This is a genomic window from Bacillus sp. es.036, from assembly GCF_002563635.1.
Lineage (GTDB): Bacteria > Bacillota > Bacilli > Bacillales > Guptibacillaceae > Guptibacillus.
The window spans coordinates 1,824,940-1,843,487 of the sequence record NZ_PDIZ01000001.1 but is presented as its reverse complement, the minus strand read 5'-3'; the positions used below and the strand labels follow the sequence as shown (position 1 = coordinate 1,843,487).

The window sequence follows — 18,548 nt, the reverse complement described above, 5'->3', positions numbered from 1 at the left end:
TTTGAAAAAACTATTGTTAATTGGAGCAGGACATGCTCATCTTTACATCATGAAGAAGCTTGAAGAAGAAAAAGGAGAGTTTGATGTGACAATCATTTCTCCTTCTGAGTATCAATATTATTCAGGAATGTTCTCAGGCTATCTCGAGGGTCTGTATAACAAAGAAGACATGCGTATACATATTCCAACACTAGCAAAAGCAGCAGACATTCATTTTACGGAGGGTGCAGCATTATCGATCGATGCTAAAGCGAAAGTGGTGTTAACCGAAAAAGGCGATATACTCTCATATGATGTTCTTTCAATTGATATCGGATCATTAACAGCCGGAATTGATGTCCCTGGAGCTAGAAAGCATGCTCTTCGCGTAAAACCTAACTATCGTATAGAAGAAGTAGCGAGAGCAATGCAGGAGGCAAAAAATCCCGTAGTTGTAGGAGGGGGCGCTGCGGGAGTTGAAATGGCTTTAGCTCTATCTGCAAGACGAAAACTTGAGGATAAGAAACCCGTTTCGATCATTTCTCATTCACCATTGTTAGAAAATACTTCTGCTAAAGCACAGGAAAAAATTAAGCAAATAATGCAAGATAAAAATTTGCCAATTTATTTGAAAGAAAAAGTGGCAAATGTCACGACTAGTCAGATTATCACCTCAACTGGTAGCCAAATTGCTTATGATGAAGTTTTATGGTTAACTGGCCCAAAAGCTCCCGGTTTATTTCAAACTTCTCAATTACCTGTTGATCAAGAGGGTTACTTACTTGTAGAAGATACACTACAAGTAAAGGAGTATCCCGCCATTTTTGCAGCGGGAGATTGTGCTTCTATCCGGCAGTATCCGGGTCTTCCTAAAGCCGGTGTAGTAGCCGTGCGACAATCAGAGATCCTTTGGGAGAATATTAAGGGGTTCATGAAAGAAGCGAATGGTCGGCGTTTCCAACCTAAAGATACTTACTTATCGATTCTTTCTACTGGCCAGAAACAGGGATTACTGATATATGGAAGAATCGTGCTTCATCATCCTCTCTCATGGAAATTAAAAAATCGAATTGATCAAAAGTTTATGAACATATACAAGTCGAATGGTTAAGTAAATACCGTTAACCCTTTTTTCTCGCAATGAAAAAGACTGTCAAAAACCCTCTTTCTTTAAGAAAGAGGGTTTTTAATGTGGAAATATCATGATTGATCTGTGCATCAATTCATACAAAAAGACCGCGACTTTATAAGTGGGCATGAGAAAACACTGTCGGATTTTAGTGTTGAAAAGAAAGGGGTTGACGACACGATTACTAGCGAAAGATGACAAATGAGAATCGTTTTTCAATCTTTATGGCATGTCAATAACGTGTTATTTGAGAAAAGTCCTCCTTTATGCTGATATCGTAATGGAATAAAAAAGAGGTTTAGGGAATTCGTCATAGTCGTGTTACTAAAGTAAGATTCGCTGCTTCTATAGTCCTTATACGCTAAAGGCTATTTAAAAACGATATCGACCATCAAAATACTACACACATCCAGGACAATCGTCATTTTTTTATATTAAAAGTACTTTGAGAGAATTGGATTATTTTCTGAAAATTTTGTTATTTTTGATTTGAATGTGACAAATCCTGGTATAGCATGTTAAGTGAACCCAGAAATCCAAAAGGAGGGCAGAGAGTAAACACAAAACCAATAATAGGGAGGAAATATTTTGAGAAAACGAAGCAAACGTAAAATCGTAGTTCTATTTGCTTGTTTTATTCTCCTCATCACGAGCTTCATTCAACCAGCGATGCAAGCGAACGCGAAAAGTGATTCTTCTGTATCCATGAATGATGAAGTGAAACGAATTGATCAGAAGGTATCGAAAGCATTCGAGAAGAACGAAAAAGTAACGTTCTTGATTAAATTTGCAGAACAAGCTGATACGACAAAAGTAGCGAAAGAAGCGGAAGAAAAGGCAAAGAAAAACAACTTAACTTCCTTTCAAGCTGAAATCACTAAGCGATCAGCTGTTGTTAATGAGTTAAGAGCTACGTCTATTGAAACACAACAATCTGTGTCCACATACTTAGAACAACAAGAGAAAAAAGGCAATGCAGAAGACATAAAATCATTTTACATCGTAAACGGTATGGCAGTAACAGCAACAAAAAAAGTGATGAACCAGCTAGCATCATTTCCTGAAGTGGATAAAATACTTCCTAACGAGATCAGGAAGATTCAGCCAATTCCAGATAAAACGAAAACTAAGGCTAAAACGACTGCAGATACGAATTCGATTGAGTGGAATATTGATCGAGTAGGTGCTCCTGAAGTCTGGGATATGGGAATTGATGGGGCAGGGACGGTAATCGCTAACATTGATACCGGTGTTCAATGGGACCATCCAGCTCTTATGGAACAGTATCGAGGGTATAGTTCTGAAGGGGTGGATCATGAATTTAACTGGTTTGATGCTGTAAGCGGAGAAGCGGCACCTTATGATGATCTCGCTCACGGGACGCATACGATGGGAACAATGGTTGGCGCTGAACCTGATGGTTCGAACGAGATTGGCGTCGCTCCTGGTGCAAAATGGATTGCTGTAAAAGCATTTAGCGAAGACGGTGGAACAGATATCGATCTTCTTGAAGCAGGAGAATGGATTATTGCTCCTAAGGATGCTGAAGGCAATCCACATCCTGAGAAGGCTCCTGATGTCGTGAACAATTCTTGGGGAGGCGGGCCTGGACTTGACGAATGGTATCGCCCAATGGTTCAAAACTGGCGAAATGCAGATATTTTCCCAGGATTTTCTGCTGGTAATACAACATTATTTAATCCAGGAGGTCCAGAGTCAATCGCAACACCAGCAAATTATCCTGAATCATTTGCTACTGGAGCTACAGATATCAATGATGCTCTTGGGAGTTTCTCTCTACAGGGACCATCCCCATACGATGAAATAAAACCTGACGTTTCAGCTCCTGGAGTCAATATCCGTTCTGCGGTACCAGGGAGTAGCTATGAAGGAGGGTGGAATGGGACGTCGATGGCTGGCCCACACGTATCAGCGGTCGTGGCTCTCCTTCGTCAAGCAGATCCCTCGTTGACGGTTGATGATATAGAAGACATCTTTTTAAACACCGTTACACCACTTACAGATGATGAACTCCCAGATTCTCCGAATAATGGTTACGGATATGGATTAGTGAATGCTTTTGACGCCGTTTCTTCTGTTATGAGTGGTCTCGGTACATTAGAAGGAGAGGTGATGAAAGAAGGAAGCGATGAAGAAGAGCCCACATATCAACACGATGCTCTTTCAGAAGCATATGCTCAGATGGATCTTCCTCTTACCGTCACAGCGACAGATAATGTGAGCGTAACAAGTGTAGAGCTTGAATATGATCATAACGGAGAGTGGACGTCAACTGAAGCAACAAGAATTGATGGAAACTATCTTTCTGGATCCTATCAAGCTATTATTCCAGGTGACGCCGTCAGTGAACCTTCCGTTAGTTACAGGTTTAAAATCGAAGACTATGGTGGGCATGTTGTCACAACGGATGAATATCAGGTAGAAATTATCCCTGGTATCTCAACAGGTTACGAAACAGACTTTGAATCAGAGCCAGCTGGATGGATGAGCTGGGGAGAAAATAATTCATGGGAGTGGGGGACGCCAACGGTTGGTCCTGAAGCTTACTCTGGAGAAAAGGTTTATGGAACCAACCTTGATGGAGCCTATGACAACAGTGCTAACATGACGCTGATGATGCCTCCTATCGATTTACCAGAAGGTGAAGCTTATCTTCAATTCAATCAATGGTATGAACTTGAAAGAAACTATGATTATGGTCATCTCTTCGTTTCAACCGATCAGGAAAATTGGGAAGCTCTTGCGGAGTATAATAATCTTTCTGATGAATGGGTGAGTGAAGAGGTTGATCTATCAGCCTATGAAAATCAGCGAATTTATTTAGCTTTTCACGTCGAGACGGATGGTAGCGTGATGAAGCAGGGCTGGTATATTGACGATGTAAGTTTATCAGCAGAGCCGATGGAAGTCGCCGCTAAGAAAAAGAGCGCGAAAGTTTCTATTCAGCCTGATGAAAAATCTGCTAGTGCCAAAGCGAAAGAAAAAGTAAACCCTGACAAGTTAAAACCTGCACCGCTGTTCGACGTTGTAAATCCTGTTCAAGAGAAACCATCACCTACACCTCAAGCTTTGCCGCTTCAAGCAGAAGTGTCTATCCTTGAGACAGGACGTTCCGCAACAACGGATTTGGAAAATGGAAGCTATTCTATGACCCATGCAGCAGGGGACTACACGGCTATTGCAGAAGCATATGGCTACCAGTCAGAGACTCAGGAAGTGATGATCGTAGATGATGAAGTGACAGATGCCGACTTCACATTAGAAGCGATACCAGAGGGAGAAATCGAAGGAACAGTCAAGAATAGTGAAACAGGAGAGCCAATCCAAGATGCAACTGTTTTATTAGTAGAAGATGCTGCTATAGCACCTGTTCAAACGGATGAAGAAGGAAATTATTCACTAACAGGTTATGAAGGGGAGTATACGTTAAAAGTTCTTGCGGCCGGTTACTATAGCGAAACATTTAACGTCACTGTGGAAGCGAACGAGACAGTTGTACAGAATGCTGATCTTTCCCCATTCATCGGATATGCAGGGGAAATCGGGTATGACGATGGTACTGCTGAGAATGCGAGAGCGTTCTATGATGCTGGAAACGGTTGGGCTGTGAAAATGTCGCTTGCAGAAGGTCAAGAACGTGCGCTTGTGACTGGAGGGTTATTTAGATTCTGGAATACGGAATGGCCAAATCCAGGCGGCACAAACTTCAAAGTTGAAATTCATGATGCATCAGGTCCGGATGGAGCACCAGGCAAGAAGCTCGCTGGTCCAATCGACGCGACCGCTCTTCGGAACGGAGAATGGACGATGGTCGACCTGTCTGATCAAGGAGTGATCGTAGAAGGTGATTTTTATCTCACCTATATTCAAGCGGATGCCAATCCAAATGCTCCGGGCCTTGCAACAGATGAAGACGGAGAATATATCGACCGAAGCTGGCAATATGTTAGCGGCGCATGGTCGAAGGCTCCTGAAGAAGAAGGGAACTATATGATCCGTGCAGTCGTTGATTATGAACTAACAGCACCAATGATTACATCTCCAAAAGACGGATCGTATACAAACAAGAATAGCATTGAAGTTGACGGTGAAACCGCACCAATGACAGACGTTCATGTTATGAAAAATGGCGAAGAAGCAGCTGTCACAACTTCTAATGAAGAAGGTCATTTCACAACAGAAATCCAATTGAGCGATGGTGAAAATCAGTTAACAGCTCGTGCATCAACGGATCGTGGGATGACGGAAGAATCTGATGCTGTAATGGTTACTTTAGATCAAACGAAACCGGAATTAACGATCACATCTCCAAAAAATGACTGGAAAACAAATAAAGGATCCGTAACAGTTAAAGGTGACGTTCATGATGAAAATCTTGCTTGGGTAAAGGTTAACGGAACGAAAGCGAAAGTAGAAGATGGTACATTTTCACATCGGATGCTGCTCGATCAAGGTGAGAACATTATAAAAGTAGTGGCGAAAGACAAAGCAGGAAATAAAACGAAAAAGTCGATCAACGTTTATTCCCAGCAAGAAGAATTGGTCATTAATCAATTAAAGCCAGATCAAAATAAAGATCTTCAAGCGGGAGAATCAGTGAAAATTGAATTCGATAGCGCTCCAGGAATAAAGGCTACTTTCTCAATTCGTATGCCGTTAGTGAATCCAACGATGATGCCTTCAAGTATGACTGAATTTCCAATGATGGAAGTATCAGAAGGGCATTATGTCGGTTACTGGACAGCTACTTCGAATGTGGTGGCTGAAGGTGCTGAGATCGAAGTGAAAGTGAAAGATTCTTTTGGCAACGAGACACGTAAAACAGCGGAAGGATTACTAAATATCAATACGAAAGAATAGTTTAAACCATCGAAAAAGCAGGCAGTTGAAATAGACAGCCTGCTTTTTTGAATTGTCCGGTATTTTATCAAATTTCATCTTAGCAGTGTATAAGCATATTATCCGGGGGTCGTTTTCTTATCATTTCTGATAAAATGAAATTCAAATTAATTGTCAAATGTGGATTTGCAACTTCAAATGTGCAAAGATATCGTAAAGACGTTTATAATGGAGAAGAAGCAAATTGCTGAAAAGGAAATGATGATATGGCTTTACGATATGCTCTTCTTGGATTACTCACAAAGAAACCATCAACCGGATATGAGCTAACACAACAATTTAGAGAAACGATGATCCATTTTTGGTCTGCGCATCACACCCAAATTTATCGAGAACTTGGTAAGATGGAGAAAGAGAAGCTAGTAAGCTTTGAAATTGTTCCGCAGTTAGATCTGCCAGATAAAAAGATCTATTCGATTGAAGATAAAGGATACCGTCTTCTCATTGAATGGCTTGCTCATCATACTGTAGACCCACCAAAAATGAAAAACGAACAATTGATGCGTGTTTCTTTATTTCATCTTATTCCAAAAGAAGAAGCAATACAATTTCTAAAAGAGAGTAAAGAGCATCATCAAATGGTGCTTGATCATATGAACAGCTGGAAAGAAGAAAATGCAGTTGATCATAGAATAGAGAAAGATCGTCTGGGGGAATATCTAACGCTTGAGTACGGTAGGCGTCAGATGAAAACCTGGATTGAGTGGTGTGACTGGGCTATTGAGTTTATAGCCGTTATTATAGAAGATAGTGGAGAGGAGAGATAACATGAGAGTGACATTCACAGATCAAGCGATCGAGAAATTAGAACATGATTCTGAGGGTTATATGAAGTTACATTATGACATTGAAGATTGCGGGTGTGTAGTGAACGGCGTTACGCAATTAGTAAATGATTCCGCTCAGGGTGATTTTAATATGACGCTTGAATCAAATTTCAGACCTGTATTGATTCAGAAACAATATAAAGTGTTTTTTGATAAAGAAATGAAAATTGATTTCCTTCCGAAACACCAGTGTTTTATGCTTAAAAGTGATAGTGAAATCATTAACCCGAGAATGCGGTATATAAACAATGGATAACGATTAGGGGGATTTATTAGAGTGACGTTTTTGATGTATTTTGTTATTTTTTTCGTAGTATTTATGGTCGTAAAGGGAGTATTGAATTTATTTAAAGGTCAAAAGATGGATCGAATTACGATTATCGGTGGACTAGTTTTAGCTCTAATCTATAGTATTATTTTAACTATAGTAAAAGGATGAAATATGATAAAATAAGCACACTTATATGTGCTTATTTTATTTAGTTTACCATAATATTTATATGTCTACTTTATGGAGGCTTCCTTTTCTTTTTTATATAACGTTCGATAAGGTGTTAGGATGGATCTTGATAGGTGAGGCTCAATCTCATCAATTGCTCTCATTAGTTTTTCTAGATCAATACCTGTTTTGATTCCCATTCTCTCCAACATATAGACAACACTTTCTGTGGCAACGTTGCCTGTCGCTCCTTTGGCGAAAGGACAGCCTCCAAGTCCGCCAGCTGACGTATCAAATCTTGAAATTCCAGCTTGGAGGCATGCATAGATGTTAGCAAGGGCCATTCCACGTGTATCATGAAAATGCGCTGTTAACAATGTTGTTGGAAACTCCTTTACAAGTTGGCTAAAAAGGTTGTGCGATTCCTCAGGAGTGGCCATTCCAATAGTATCTGCTACGCTTAATTCATCTACACCTGCATCAACGAATTGATGACAAACGTCAATTGTATCATTACCATCTATTCTCCCTTCATATGGGCAATAGAAAGCAGTGGAAATACAGGCTCGAACGAAGTAACCATCCGCTTTTAATTCTTCGACTAAAGGAAAGAGCTCATGAAGAAGCTCCTTTGTCCCTTTATTGCTATTCTTTTGATTAAAGGAGTTACTAACACCAGCAAAAAGTGCTATGGCTTTCACGTTCGTTTCTTTAATTCTCTCTATCCCTTTACGGTTAGGAGCTAAGACAAAGTTCCGAGTATCATCAAGGCATGTTTTTACTATTTCACTGGCATCTTTCATTTGGGGAACCCATTTCGGTGAGACAAATGAAGTAATCTCTATTTCTTTCATTCCTGCCGCTTTTAGAGCTTTAATAAAACGGATTTTATCATTTGTTTTGATCTGGTTTTGTTCATTTTGAAGCCCATCTCTTGGACCTACTTCAATGATTGTAGCGTGTTGTGGTAGCAAAACATTCATCACCCTTCTTTGTAAGCGCTATCTTTAATTAAAACAAAGGAAATAGAGTCTGGCAAGAGAATCGTTTGAATAATGGAAATTCTTACTTGAAGGAAGGATTTTTTTGAATTAAGTAAGAATTATGTAGAAGAGAGTCATAGATACATAAGGAGGAAATCGAAATGAGTCGAGATGTCGTAATTGTAAGCGCTATCAGAACGCCGGTAGGTTCATTTAATGGTTCACTAAAATCTATATCTGCTACAGAACTTGGGGCCGCGGTCATTAAGGGAGCGATCGAAAAAGCTGGCTTATCGATAGATCAGGTGGAAGAAGTCATTATGGGAAACGTTCTTCAAGCGGGTCTCGGACAAAATCCTGCTCGTCAGGCTGCGATTAAAGCGGGAATCCCAGTTTCAACTCCTGCGATGACAATCAATAAAGTATGTGGTTCAGGATTGAAAACCGTTCATCTAGGAGCTCAATCTATTATGCTTGGCGATCAAGATATTGTTGTCGCCGGTGGGATGGAGAACATGAGTCAGGCACCTTATTTATTAAACGGAGCACGAGAAGGCTTACGAATGGGTGACCAAAAGATGGTGGATAGCATGATTCAAGATGGATTATGGTGCGCATTTAACGATTATCATATGGGTGTTACTGCTGAGAATCTGTGCGATCATTATCATCTAACAAGAGAAGAGATGGATGAATTTGCTGCCTGGAGTCAACAAAAAGCACAGGCTGCTATTGAAGAGGGAAGATTTAAAGAAGAAATTCTCCCAGTTTCTATTCCGCAGCGAAAAGGTGAACCTCTATTATTTGATACTGATGAATACGTTAAACCAGGAACGACGGCTGATAAACTTGCAAAGTTACGCCCAGCTTTTAAGAAAGATGGTGGGGTTACGGCAGGAAACGCTTCTGGAATTAACGACGGCGCAGCCGCTGTTGTTTTAATGAGTAAAGAGAAGGCAGATGAACTTGGACTAGAATACCTTGCTGTTATTCGCTCGAATGCAAGCGGCGGAGTAAATCCGAGTGTTATGGGGCTAGGTCCAGTTCCGGCTACGAAGAAAGCACTTGAACGTGCGGGGCTTTCAATGAACCAAATGAATCTAGTAGAAGCAAATGAGGCTTTTGCTGCACAGTCTCTTGCCGTTGGAAGAGATCTTGATTTTAATAAAGAAATCTTAAACGTGAACGGTGGGGCGATCGCTCTTGGTCATCCGATTGGCGCAAGTGGCACTCGAATTCTAGTAACTCTACTACATGAAATGAAACGTAGAAATGAGCGCTATGGTCTAGCTACGCTTTGTATTGGTGGAGGACAGGGAGTAGCAACAATTGTTGAACGAACTTAAAATGGCAGGAGGTAAAAGTAAATGAAACCAATACTTGATACATTTCAAGAAGCAGTACAAGATGTTCAGGACGGGGCAACGATTCTTGTTGGTGGGTTTGGCTTAGTAGGTATTCCAGAAAATTTAATTCTTGCATTAAAAGAGAGGGGAACGAAGGACTTAACAGTCATATCAAACAACTGTGGAGTTGATGACTGGGGGCTGGGATTGCTTCTTAAAAATAAACAGATTAAAAAAATGATTGGATCTTACGTTGGTGAAAACAAAGAGTTTGAAAGACAGGTGCTTTCAGGAGAATTAGAAGTGGAGCTCATTCCACAAGGAACGCTGGCAGAACGAATTAGAGCTGGGGGGGCTGGAATCCCAGCTTTCTATACTCCAGCCGGCGTCGGAACGCCGATTGCTGAAGGAAAGGAAGTAAAAACATTTAATGGAAAAGAATACTTACTTGAAGAAGCGATACAAGCTGATTTTTCCTTTGTTCGAGCACTCAAAGGAGATGTAATGGGGAATTTAGTCTACAACAAAACGGCACGCAACTTTAATCCAATGATTGCAGCCGCAGGAAAAGTAACGGTTGCAGAAGTAGAAGAATTAGTGGGGATTGGAGAGTTAGATCCAGATTCTATTCATACTCCGAGCATTTATGTACAGAAGGTTATTGTTGGTGAGCAGCAAAAGAAGATTGAGCGATTAACAACGCGATAGGAGGCTAATGATGGTTAAAGTAGATAAAGCAGCAGTTCGTGAAAAGATTGCAAGACGTGCTGAAAAAGAAATCCTGGACGGCTCTTACGTAAATCTGGGAATTGGAATGCCGACAATGGTAGCTAATTACATTCCAGATGGTAAAAAGATCGTTCTTCAATCGGAAAATGGCCTTCTAGGTATTGGACCTTATCCAAGTGAAGGCGAGGTTGATCCTGACTTAATTAATGCAGGAAAAGAAACGGTTACTGCAATGCAAGGAGCCGCTTATTTTGATAGTTCTGAGTCATTTGCAATGATTCGAGGAGGACATATTGACGTGGCCATTTTAGGTGGAATGGAAGTTTCGAAAAATGGCGATCTTGCGAATTGGATGATACCTGGAAAGATGATTAAAGGAATGGGAGGAGCAATGGATCTCGTTCATGGAGCAAAACGGATTGTGGTGATCATGGACCACGTTAACAAAAATGGAGAACCTAAAATTCTAAACTCATGTAGCCTCCCTCTAACAGGGAAAGGTGTTGTCAATCGCATTATTACGGATCGAGCTGTTCTTGATATTACGGTTGAAGGACTTGTATTAAAAGAAGTGGCAACTGGCTATAGTATTGAGCAAATTCAAGCGTCAACAGAACCAGAACTAATAATAAATAATCCCATATTAGACGCCTTTTAGATTTTAATTTTGAGTTGAAAAGGAAATAGCGCAGTCAAATGACTGCGCTATTTTAAATTTAACGGTGCTTATCATATACATTTTTATTCGAAACGTCACGTATTTTTTGTACTTCATCGGGTGTTAAGTCTGGAGCATTCTGTGCGGTAATGTTTGCAAGAAGTTGTTCACTTCGACTAGCTCCGGGAATAACGGTGGCTACAGCAGGGTGAGCAAGTGCATATTTAAGTGCCGTCTGAGTCATATTGCGCTTGTCCCCTTTTATCTCATTCAGCTGTTTAACTGTTTCAAGAACATCAAATTTAGAATAGTCGAGAAAACCATCTTCTTTAATTTTTTCATCATATCGATCTGTTAACATTCCTTTAGCGAGAGGACCCCTAGCAATGACACTAATGTTATTGTTATGCAATAAATCTAGCATTTCTTCTTCAGGCCGACGATCTAGTATACTATATTGCATCATGACTGAAGCGATAGAAGACTTCTTTACAAATTCACGAATCACATTTGGTCGAATGCTAGAAATCCCATATTCAATAATGAGGCCTTCAGATTTTAATTCCTCGAAAGCCTCGATCGTTTCATCAATCGGATCTTCAATCGTACCACCATGTAGTTGGAAAAGGTCAATATGATCTGTTTTCAAACGTCTCAAACTGTCTTTTAAGGCTCCCTTAATATGCTTTTTAGAAGGATCCCAGTACCATCCCTCTTTCCCTTCTTCGAAATGATTCCCTGCCTTGGTTGCAAGAACAACTGAATCTCTTCGATCACGCAATGCCTCTCCAACGATTTCTTCATTTAAACCGAAGTCATACAAATCTGCTGTATCAATAAATGTAACGCCGTTATCGATCGCCTCATGAATGAGTGAGACAGCTTTCGCTCGATCGGTTCCTAGTGACATGGTTCCTAGTCCGATTTCACTAACATGCAGCTTTGAATTGCCAATTTGATTGGTTTTCATAACGAAGCATACCTCCCAAAATTAATTCTATTTTAAGTGTACCGTTATAAGCGATTTCACGCCAATGATATGCTGGTAATTGGTGTCTTGTCACGTGGAAAATCACCTGCTATAGTAAAGACACTAGGAGGGGAGAATGATGAAAGAAGCGTTATTAATTATTGATATGAGCAATGACTTTATTCACGATCAAGGTGGACTTACTTCAGGAAAAGTAGGGCAGGAGATTGTTCCAAATATTATCACGCTCGCAAACGAGTTTCTTGAAGAAGGAAAGGAAGTTGTCATATGTATGGATGCCCATCAAGAAAATGATGAGCACTTTAAGATTTGGCCCGTACATAATGTTATCGGATCCTGGGGCCAGGACTTATATGGGGAATTGAAAACTTGGTTTGAAGCGAATCAAAATCTTGCACAAGTAACCTATGTACCTAAAACAGAATATGATGCTTTTTATAACACAAACCTGGAAGAAATATTGAAGAGCAAAAACATAGACACCGTTCATCTCTCAGGCGTATGTACCGATATATGTGATTTTTTAACCGCTTATGGTGCCTATGCAAGAGGGTTTCATACCGTTGCTCAAAGCAATTGTATGGCTACATTTTCTGAACACCATGATGTTTTTTTACAGCAAATGAAAAACATCTTCAAAACCGACATTCGTTAAAGCAGAAACGCTGCCAAAATATCTGGCAGCGTTTCTTGTTTATTGAATTAATCTCAAGTGCGATTTTGTACGAACTGCAGGGGCGTGAATCCATTCTTCAATCGTTTCATAATGATTCATATAGTGTCTGATCATTAATTGAATTTGCTTTGGTTTTCCAACCATCGTAATCCCATTCGGCTGAATATAAACTTTCATAATCAAGACCTCCTAAATAGTTCGATACGGTGCTATCTTTCCCTATTATTTGTCTCATGTGATAGACTTTATGTATCGATTATAATTTTTAGAACCAGGAGATGATGAAGCAATGGACCATTTATATGAAAAGACCTTGCACTCAGAAACGATTTATGAAGGTAGGATTATTGACGTTAGAGTAGAGGATGTGCAGTTACCGAATGGTAAACAAAGCAAGCGAGAATTAATTGATCATCCCGGTGCAGTTGCGATTATTGCTCAAACACCTGATGATAAAATACTCGCGGTTAGGCAATATCGTAAAGCGCTTGGCAAAGCGATTGTAGAAATACCAGCAGGTAAACTTGAGCAAGGTGAAGAGCCTGAATTAACTGCTGTGCGTGAACTAGAAGAAGAAACAGGTTATACGTGTGAAAAACTTGAAAAAGTGATTTCGTTCTATACATCTCCGGGCTTTGCTAATGAGCTTGTCCATTTATATGTTGCCAAAGGATTAACGAAAAAGGGAGAACAGTCCGCTGATGAAGATGAATTTCTTGATCTACTTCATTTATCAATAGAAGAAATGGAAGAAATGCTAGATAGCCAAGAGATTCATGACGCAAAAACGGCATATGCGATCATGTATTTAAAAATGAAGCTCATGAAATGAAGTCATGTTATGCAGATTTCCATATTCATATTGGGAGGACAAGGACCAATAAAGCAGTAAAAATAACAGGAGCAAAGTCTTTAACCCTATCTGCAATCTTAAAAGAAGCGAGATCGAGAAAAGGTCTTGATATGATTGGTGTCATTGATTGTCACGTTCCTGAAGTAATGGCAGAGTTGGAAGAATACATTGTTAGAGGTCAAGGGTATGAATTAAAAGATGGTGGCATTCGCTTCGGGTCGCTTACGCTCATTTTAGGAACCGAAATTGAAATCTATGATGAAAACTGCCACGGTCCCATTCACGTATTAGTGTATTTGCCGAATTTATCAAAAATGAAACATTTTTCAGAGTGGCTTAATTCTCGCATGAAAAACGTCTCGCTTAGCTCACAGAGGATCTATGAAAAGGCTGAAGTTATTCAAGAGAAAACAAGAGAACTTGCTGGTTTATTCATACCTGCTCATGTATTTACGCCATTTAAAAGTCTTTATGGTAAAGGGGTTAATCGGTCAATAAGTGAAGTGCTGGATCTTAATAAAATAGACGGAATTGAACTAGGACTTTCGTCAGATACGCAAATGGCAGATCAGATCCAGGAGCTTCATACTTTCCCTTATTTAACTAATTCCGATGCGCACTCCATACAAAAAATGGCTAGGGAATATCAGCTATTATCTGTAAGAGAGGCGTCATTTACAGAATGGTCGAAGGCTTTAAAAGGAGTTGAAGGGCGGGGGATTAAAGCGAATTTTGGCTTAAGTCCAAAGTTAGGTAAGTATTATAGAACTAGTTGTTCTCAATGTCACACCCCTGTACTTCAAACCCATTGCGAAGTTTGTGGTAGTCATAAAATAGTGAAAGGAGTATTGAATCGAATTCAAGAATTAAGTTCAGCTTCCACTCATCCTATGCGCCCGCCTTATATTCACCATGTTCCCTTAGATTTTCTTCCAGGACTTGGTCCGAAAACATTCGAACGGCTTTTAGCTGTTTTTGGCACCGAAATGAACATTCTCCATGCCGTTAGCGAAAGTGATTTGGCTAATGTAGTAGGTGAACCACTCGCACATTTAATTGTCCTTTCACGAAGTGGAGAACTTGCATTAAAACAAGGCGGTGGTGGGACATACGGAAAGGTCATCAAGCAGAAGAGATAATCTATCGATTAGTCATACGTTTCACTCCCTTTTCATAGACTTTACCAAAGGTGGTATGAAGGGGGAAGACGTATGAGTCGTAGTAGACGTCTAAAGCAAATGATATCCGCTCATCTATCAGATCAGTTATCTCTCTACACATTTATTGCGGTTTTGTTTCTGATGGGAATTGTGTTTGGAGCTGTTATCGTAAATAGTTTAAGTTTCACTCAAAAAGAAGAACTTGCGGTTTATTTAACTCGTTTTTTTGGACAGGTATCCGATGGCCAATTTGCATCATCTTCTGAAATGTTTCAGCAAAGTTTAACACACTATGCAAAGTATATCGGTTTGATGTGGCTTCTTGGTCTTACAATTATCGGTCTCCCTATTGTGTTAGTGATGCTTTTTCTAAAAGGAATTGTTGTAGGGTTTACTGTAGGGTTTCTAGTTAACCAAATGAGTTGGAAAGGCTTTTTGTTGGCTTTCGTTTCTGTATTTCCACAAAACATCCTAGCCGTTCCGGTAATGATTGTGGTAGCTACAGCTTCTTTAACATTTTCACTTAGGCTAATGAAACAATTAGTTATGAAAAGAAGGTCAGAACCAATCCTCCCTCCATTCATGAGGTTTTCGGCTCTGATTTTGTGTGCTTTGGTGATTTTATGTGTTGCAGCGTGGTTTGAAGCCTATTTATCACCTGGATTAATAAAAGCAGTTGTAGATATAAAATAATGTTGAAATAAATATCAGATAATAATAATTACAATTTCGGGTTGATAATGATTTTAATTTGACACCGTTTTGCCTACTGCTTATAATGAAAATGGCATCGATCGAGGGAGGGAAATGGGACATGGAAAGCAGAATCGATCGAATTAAGAAACATCTTCATTCTCAAAGCTATAAGCTAACACCTCAACGGGAAGCAACCGTACGGGTCCTTCTTGAGAACGAAGAAGACCATTTAAGTGCTGAAGATGTGTATTTACTCGTTAAAGAGAAATCTCCTGAAATTGGCCTAGCAACGGTTTATCGTACGCTTGAGCTACTAGCTGAATTGAAAATCGTTGATAAAATCAATTTTGGCGATGGTGTGTCAAGGTTTGATCTAAGACAAGAGGGTGCTGCCCATTTTCATCATCACCTGGTTTGTATTGAGTGTGGTGCAGTAGATGAAATTCAGGAAGATTTGCTTGGAGATGTAGAAAAAGTAGTTGAAAACGATTGGAACTTTAAAATCAAAGATCATCGTCTAACGTTTCATGGAATCTGTTATCGCTGTCAAAAGCAGGAAGATAAAGAACAGTCAGAACAAGCTGTTAATCATAGTTAATAGTTAAAACAATTTTTGTGACCCTACAATTCCTAACGATGTATAAAAAACTCCATCTCTGGCATACCTTTTACTAGAGATGGAGGTGCGTTAGATTGAAACAGGGTCTATTGGTTGTTTTAGATACAATGAAAGTTTTCTTGCTTTTTACTGGATGTACTTTACTATTTTACTTTGGCATTCTCTGGGTAAATCAAGAATACCAGAATTACCATCGCTATGATGTGCCACAAGGAAAAGCGGTGAAAGTCGTTCAAATGAAATCGGATACTCAGCTCACTTTCCTTGAAAGGCTCAATTTGTTTTACCAGACAGGTGAATAAGGGAGCGTTTGCAATGAAAGATCAGGTACAGGATTTTTTACATTATTTAATCGTTGAGCGAAGCCTGTCCAAAAATACGCTCGATGCATACAGGCGAGATCTCGCTCAATATTTAAAACATTTAATTGAATATGAGAATATATCTTCATTGAATGATGTGCGGCGCATGCATATTGTAAACTATCTCTATGCTCTTAGAGACAGTGGGAAAGCATCCACTACAATTGCTCGTAATATTGCATCTATACGAGCGTTTCATCAGTTTTTACTTCGGGAGAAGGCTGCTGAACAGGATCCTTCTGTACATATCGAAACTCCCAAAACAGAGCGGAAGTTACCTAAAATCCTATCAACAGCAGAAGTTGAGCAATTATTGGAAGCTCCAGATTATTCTACCCCCTTTGGTAAACGTGATCGCGCGATGCTAGAGGTGTTATATGCGACGGGTTTACGCGTTAGTGAATTAATTGAATTGAAAATGGAAGATATCCATTTAACGATGGGATTTATTCGAACAATAGGTAAGGGAAATAAAGAAAGAATCGTTCCGCTAGGTAAAATGGCAAGAGATGCTCTCACGACCTATCTTGATGAAGGTAGGGGGCAATTAATGAAAAAGAATCGAACGGATATGCTGTTTTTGAACCATCGTGGTGAAAGCTTATCAAGACAAGGGTTCTGGAAAATTCTTAAGAAGCTTGCAGTAAAAGCAAACATTCTTAAGCCTCTTACGCCACATACGTTAAGACATTCATTTGCTACCCATTTATTAGAAAATGGCGCTGATTTAAGAGCGGTACAGGAGCTTCTTGGACATGCCGATATTTCTACAACACAGATTTATACACATGTGACTAAAGCGAGGCTAAAGGATATTTATTCCACTTATCATCCTAGAGCCTAATAAAGGCACTCTCCAGAAAGAGGTCTGGTCTTTGGCCAGATTTTTTCTTTTTTCTGCTTTCGTAAACGCATTCACATATGTGTTTTTTGTTTTTTTCAAGGGAATAATAATCTTGAATGGATAATGAACGAGGAGGATAAACATGACGAAACGTTTTAAAAGAGTATTTTTAGTTGTAATGGATTCAGTAGGAATCGGTGAAGCACCGGATGCTGAACAATTTGATGATCTAGGTGCAGATACATTGGGGCATATTGCCGACCATATGAATGGCCTCAAGATGCCGAATATGGAAAAGTTAGGTCTTGGTAATATTCGTGAACTTAATGGCGTCTCGAGCGTTGAGAAGCCTATGGCACATTATACTAAAATGATGGAAGCCTCGAACGGTAAAGATACGATGACTGGACACTGGGAGATCATGGGCCTTCATATTGAACAACCGTTCCGTACGTTTCCTGAAGGTTTTCCTGATAAGCTCATTTCAGAACTTGAAAATAGAACTGGAAGAAAGATTATTGGAAATAAACCTGCCTCAGGTACGGAAATTTTAGTAGAACTTGGCGAGGAACATGTCAAAACAGGCGCACTTATCGTATATACTTCGGCAGATTCTGTATTGCAAATCGCTGCACACGAAGATGTTGTGCCACTTGATGAACTTTATCATATTTGTGAGATTGCAAGAGAAATGACGAAGGCAGAAGAATATATGGTTGGGAGAGTAATCGCAAGGCCATTTCTAGGTGAGCCAGGCGACTTTAAACGCACTTCCAATCGCCATGATTATGCGCTTAAGCCGTTTGGACATACGGTTATGAATGAATTAAAAGACAATGGGAAAGACGTTATTGCAATCGGAAAGATTTCAGATATTTATGACGAAGAAGGTGTAACAAAGTCTCTTCGTACGAAATCAAATATGGACGGCATGGATAAGTTGTTTGAAACTCAACAAATGCAATTTGAAGGAATCAGCTTCCTAAACCTCGTCGACTTTGATGCATTATATGGGCATAGAAGAGACCCGCAAGGTTATGGTGAAGCGCTAGAAGAGTATGACGAGAGATTAACGGAAGTTCTCGATCGAATGGAAGAAGATGATTTGTTATTGATCACAGCCGATCATGGGAATGATCCAATTCATCATGGAACAGATCATACACGTGAATATGTTCCATTACTTGCCTACCATAAAGGGATAAAAGAAGCAGTAGATCTCGGTATTCGTGACACATTTGCTGATATTGGAGCAACAATTGCGGATAATTTTGATGTAACGTTACCAAAACACGGGACAAGCTTTCTTAAAAAGCTTTAAGAATCAAGAGGAGGAA

19 protein-coding genes are annotated in these 18,548 nt (G+C 39.8%); 16 read left to right on the top strand and 3 right to left on the bottom strand.

The features are described from left to right. Position 1: 1 nt before the first annotated feature. From ATG70_RS09440 to ATG70_RS22480, 5 genes are all read left to right on the top strand, one after another. Positions 2-1,090 carry an FAD-dependent oxidoreductase gene (locus ATG70_RS09440; protein ID WP_098444063.1) on the top strand — a complete coding sequence of 363 codons (1,089 nt, stop codon included), beginning with the start codon at positions 2-4 and terminating at the stop codon, positions 1,088-1,090. Between the two features lie 606 nt (positions 1,091-1,696). Further along, a complete protein-coding gene (locus tag ATG70_RS09435; RefSeq protein WP_257147652.1) occupies positions 1,697-5,989 on the top strand; it encodes a S8 family peptidase in 4,293 nt (1,430 codons plus the stop codon). Between the two features lie 245 nt (positions 5,990-6,234). Then, positions 6,235-6,795 carry a PadR family transcriptional regulator gene (locus ATG70_RS09430; RefSeq protein ID WP_098444062.1) on the top strand — a complete coding sequence of 187 codons (561 nt, stop codon included), beginning with the start codon at positions 6,235-6,237 and terminating at the stop codon, positions 6,793-6,795. Between the two features lies 1 nt (position 6,796). Then, a complete protein-coding gene (locus tag ATG70_RS09425) occupies positions 6,797-7,111 on the top strand; it encodes an iron-sulfur cluster biosynthesis family protein (protein WP_098444061.1) in 315 nt (104 codons plus the stop codon). Positions 7,112-7,132: 21 nt separating this feature from the next. Next, positions 7,133-7,294, top strand: coding sequence for a hypothetical protein (locus ATG70_RS22480; protein ID WP_179886234.1), 162 nt, complete (start codon positions 7,133-7,135; stop codon positions 7,292-7,294). 65 nt (positions 7,295-7,359) lie between these two features. Here ATG70_RS22480 and ATG70_RS09420 read toward each other — a convergent pair whose 3' ends face one another. Beyond that, a complete protein-coding gene (locus tag ATG70_RS09420; RefSeq protein WP_098444060.1) occupies positions 7,360-8,277 on the bottom strand; it encodes a hydroxymethylglutaryl-CoA lyase in 918 nt (305 codons plus the stop codon). A 161-nt stretch (positions 8,278-8,438) separates the two neighbouring features. Here ATG70_RS09420 and ATG70_RS09415 point away from each other — a divergent pair, with 161 nt between their 5' ends. Genes ATG70_RS09415 through ATG70_RS09405 form a run of 3 tightly spaced genes read left to right on the top strand, consistent with a single transcriptional unit; the run spans position 8,439 to position 11,010 of the window. After that, a complete protein-coding gene (locus ATG70_RS09415; RefSeq protein ID WP_098444059.1) occupies positions 8,439-9,623 on the top strand; it encodes an acetyl-CoA C-acetyltransferase in 1,185 nt (394 codons plus the stop codon). Between the two features lie 21 nt (positions 9,624-9,644). Beyond that, entirely contained in the window at positions 9,645-10,331 is a 687-nt protein-coding gene (locus ATG70_RS09410; protein WP_098444058.1) for a CoA transferase subunit A, read from the top strand. 10 nt (positions 10,332-10,341) lie between these two features. Then, positions 10,342-11,010 carry a CoA transferase subunit B gene (locus ATG70_RS09405; RefSeq protein ID WP_098444057.1) on the top strand — a complete coding sequence of 223 codons (669 nt, stop codon included), beginning with the start codon at positions 10,342-10,344 and terminating at the stop codon, positions 11,008-11,010. 58 nt (positions 11,011-11,068) lie between these two features. On the opposite strand, the gene ATG70_RS09400 is transcribed toward ATG70_RS09405, so the two are convergent. Next, on the bottom strand, positions 11,069-11,980 hold the full coding sequence (locus ATG70_RS09400) for an aldo/keto reductase (RefSeq protein ID WP_098444056.1): 912 nt from the start codon (positions 11,978-11,980) through the stop codon (positions 11,069-11,071). A gap of 139 nt (positions 11,981-12,119) precedes the next feature. Between ATG70_RS09400 and ATG70_RS09395 the strand changes: the two genes are divergently transcribed. Beyond that, on the top strand, positions 12,120-12,656 hold the full coding sequence (locus ATG70_RS09395) for a cysteine hydrolase family protein (protein WP_098444055.1): 537 nt from the start codon (positions 12,120-12,122) through the stop codon (positions 12,654-12,656). A 39-nt stretch (positions 12,657-12,695) separates the two neighbouring features. Here the strand turns inward: ATG70_RS09395 and mciZ are convergent, their stop codons facing one another. After that, a complete protein-coding gene (gene mciZ / locus ATG70_RS09390; RefSeq protein ID WP_098444054.1) occupies positions 12,696-12,854 on the bottom strand; it encodes a Z-ring formation inhibitor MciZ in 159 nt (52 codons plus the stop codon). 112 nt (positions 12,855-12,966) lie between these two features. Here mciZ and ATG70_RS09385 point away from each other — a divergent pair, with 112 nt between their 5' ends. The 7 genes from ATG70_RS09385 (at position 12,967) to deoB (ending at position 18,532) form a co-directional block, all read left to right on the top strand. Further along, on the top strand, positions 12,967-13,509 hold the full coding sequence (locus ATG70_RS09385; protein ID WP_098444053.1) for an NUDIX hydrolase: 543 nt from the start codon (positions 12,967-12,969) through the stop codon (positions 13,507-13,509). Continuing rightward, entirely contained in the window at positions 13,506-14,669 is a 1,164-nt protein-coding gene (locus ATG70_RS09380; protein WP_098444052.1) for an endonuclease Q family protein, read from the top strand. Before ATG70_RS09385 ends, ATG70_RS09380 begins: the two co-directional genes overlap by 4 nt. Positions 14,670-14,741: 72 nt before the next feature. Beyond that, the gene (gene spoIIM, locus ATG70_RS09375; protein ID WP_098444051.1) at positions 14,742-15,383 is read left to right on the top strand and encodes a stage II sporulation protein M; all 642 of its coding nucleotides are present in this window, start codon (positions 14,742-14,744) and stop codon (positions 15,381-15,383) included. Positions 15,384-15,504: 121 nt separating this feature from the next. Continuing rightward, positions 15,505-15,984: a ferric iron uptake transcriptional regulator gene (gene fur / locus ATG70_RS09370; protein ID WP_098444050.1), complete on the top strand. Its 480-nt coding sequence runs from the start codon at positions 15,505-15,507 to the stop codon at positions 15,982-15,984. A 95-nt stretch (positions 15,985-16,079) separates the two neighbouring features. After that, on the top strand, positions 16,080-16,307 hold the full coding sequence (locus ATG70_RS09365) for a YqzK family protein (RefSeq protein ID WP_257147651.1): 228 nt from the start codon (positions 16,080-16,082) through the stop codon (positions 16,305-16,307). A gap of 13 nt (positions 16,308-16,320) precedes the next feature. Beyond that, complete coding sequence (gene xerD / locus ATG70_RS09360; RefSeq protein WP_098444049.1) at positions 16,321-17,211, top strand: site-specific tyrosine recombinase XerD; 891 nt, start codon at positions 16,321-16,323, stop codon at positions 17,209-17,211. A 142-nt stretch (positions 17,212-17,353) separates the two neighbouring features. Then, a complete protein-coding gene (gene deoB / locus ATG70_RS09355) occupies positions 17,354-18,532 on the top strand; it encodes a phosphopentomutase (RefSeq protein WP_098444048.1) in 1,179 nt (392 codons plus the stop codon). Positions 18,533-18,548: the final 16 nt, after the last annotated feature.

Excerpts from the sequence above, each read along its gene's own strand:
- ATG70_RS09430 (WP_098444062.1), top strand. The coding sequence starts at position 6,235 with ATGGCTTTACGATATGCTCTTCTTGGATTACTCACAAAGAAACCATCA.
- ATG70_RS09425 (WP_098444061.1), top strand. The coding sequence starts at position 6,797 with ATGAGAGTGACATTCACAGATCAAGCGATCGAGAAATTAGAACATGAT.
- ATG70_RS09420 (WP_098444060.1), bottom strand. The coding sequence starts at position 8,277 with ATGAATGTTTTGCTACCACAACACGCTACAATCATTGAAGTAGGTCCA.
- ATG70_RS09415 (WP_098444059.1), top strand. The coding sequence starts at position 8,439 with ATGAGTCGAGATGTCGTAATTGTAAGCGCTATCAGAACGCCGGTAGGT.
- ATG70_RS09410 (WP_098444058.1), top strand. The coding sequence starts at position 9,645 with ATGAAACCAATACTTGATACATTTCAAGAAGCAGTACAAGATGTTCAG.
- ATG70_RS09405 (WP_098444057.1), top strand. The coding sequence starts at position 10,342 with ATGGTTAAAGTAGATAAAGCAGCAGTTCGTGAAAAGATTGCAAGACGT.
- ATG70_RS09400 (WP_098444056.1), bottom strand. The coding sequence starts at position 11,980 with ATGAAAACCAATCAAATTGGCAATTCAAAGCTGCATGTTAGTGAAATC.
- ATG70_RS09395 (WP_098444055.1), top strand. The coding sequence starts at position 12,120 with ATGAAAGAAGCGTTATTAATTATTGATATGAGCAATGACTTTATTCAC.
- mciZ (WP_098444054.1), bottom strand. The coding sequence starts at position 12,854 with ATGAAAGTTTATATTCAGCCGAATGGGATTACGATGGTTGGAAAACCA.
- ATG70_RS09385 (WP_098444053.1), top strand. The coding sequence starts at position 12,967 with ATGGACCATTTATATGAAAAGACCTTGCACTCAGAAACGATTTATGAA.
- ATG70_RS09380 (WP_098444052.1), top strand. The coding sequence starts at position 13,506 with ATGAAGTCATGTTATGCAGATTTCCATATTCATATTGGGAGGACAAGG.
- spoIIM (WP_098444051.1), top strand. The coding sequence starts at position 14,742 with ATGAGTCGTAGTAGACGTCTAAAGCAAATGATATCCGCTCATCTATCA.
- fur (WP_098444050.1), top strand. The coding sequence starts at position 15,505 with ATGGAAAGCAGAATCGATCGAATTAAGAAACATCTTCATTCTCAAAGC.
- xerD (WP_098444049.1), top strand. The coding sequence starts at position 16,321 with ATGAAAGATCAGGTACAGGATTTTTTACATTATTTAATCGTTGAGCGA.
- deoB (WP_098444048.1), top strand. The coding sequence starts at position 17,354 with ATGACGAAACGTTTTAAAAGAGTATTTTTAGTTGTAATGGATTCAGTA.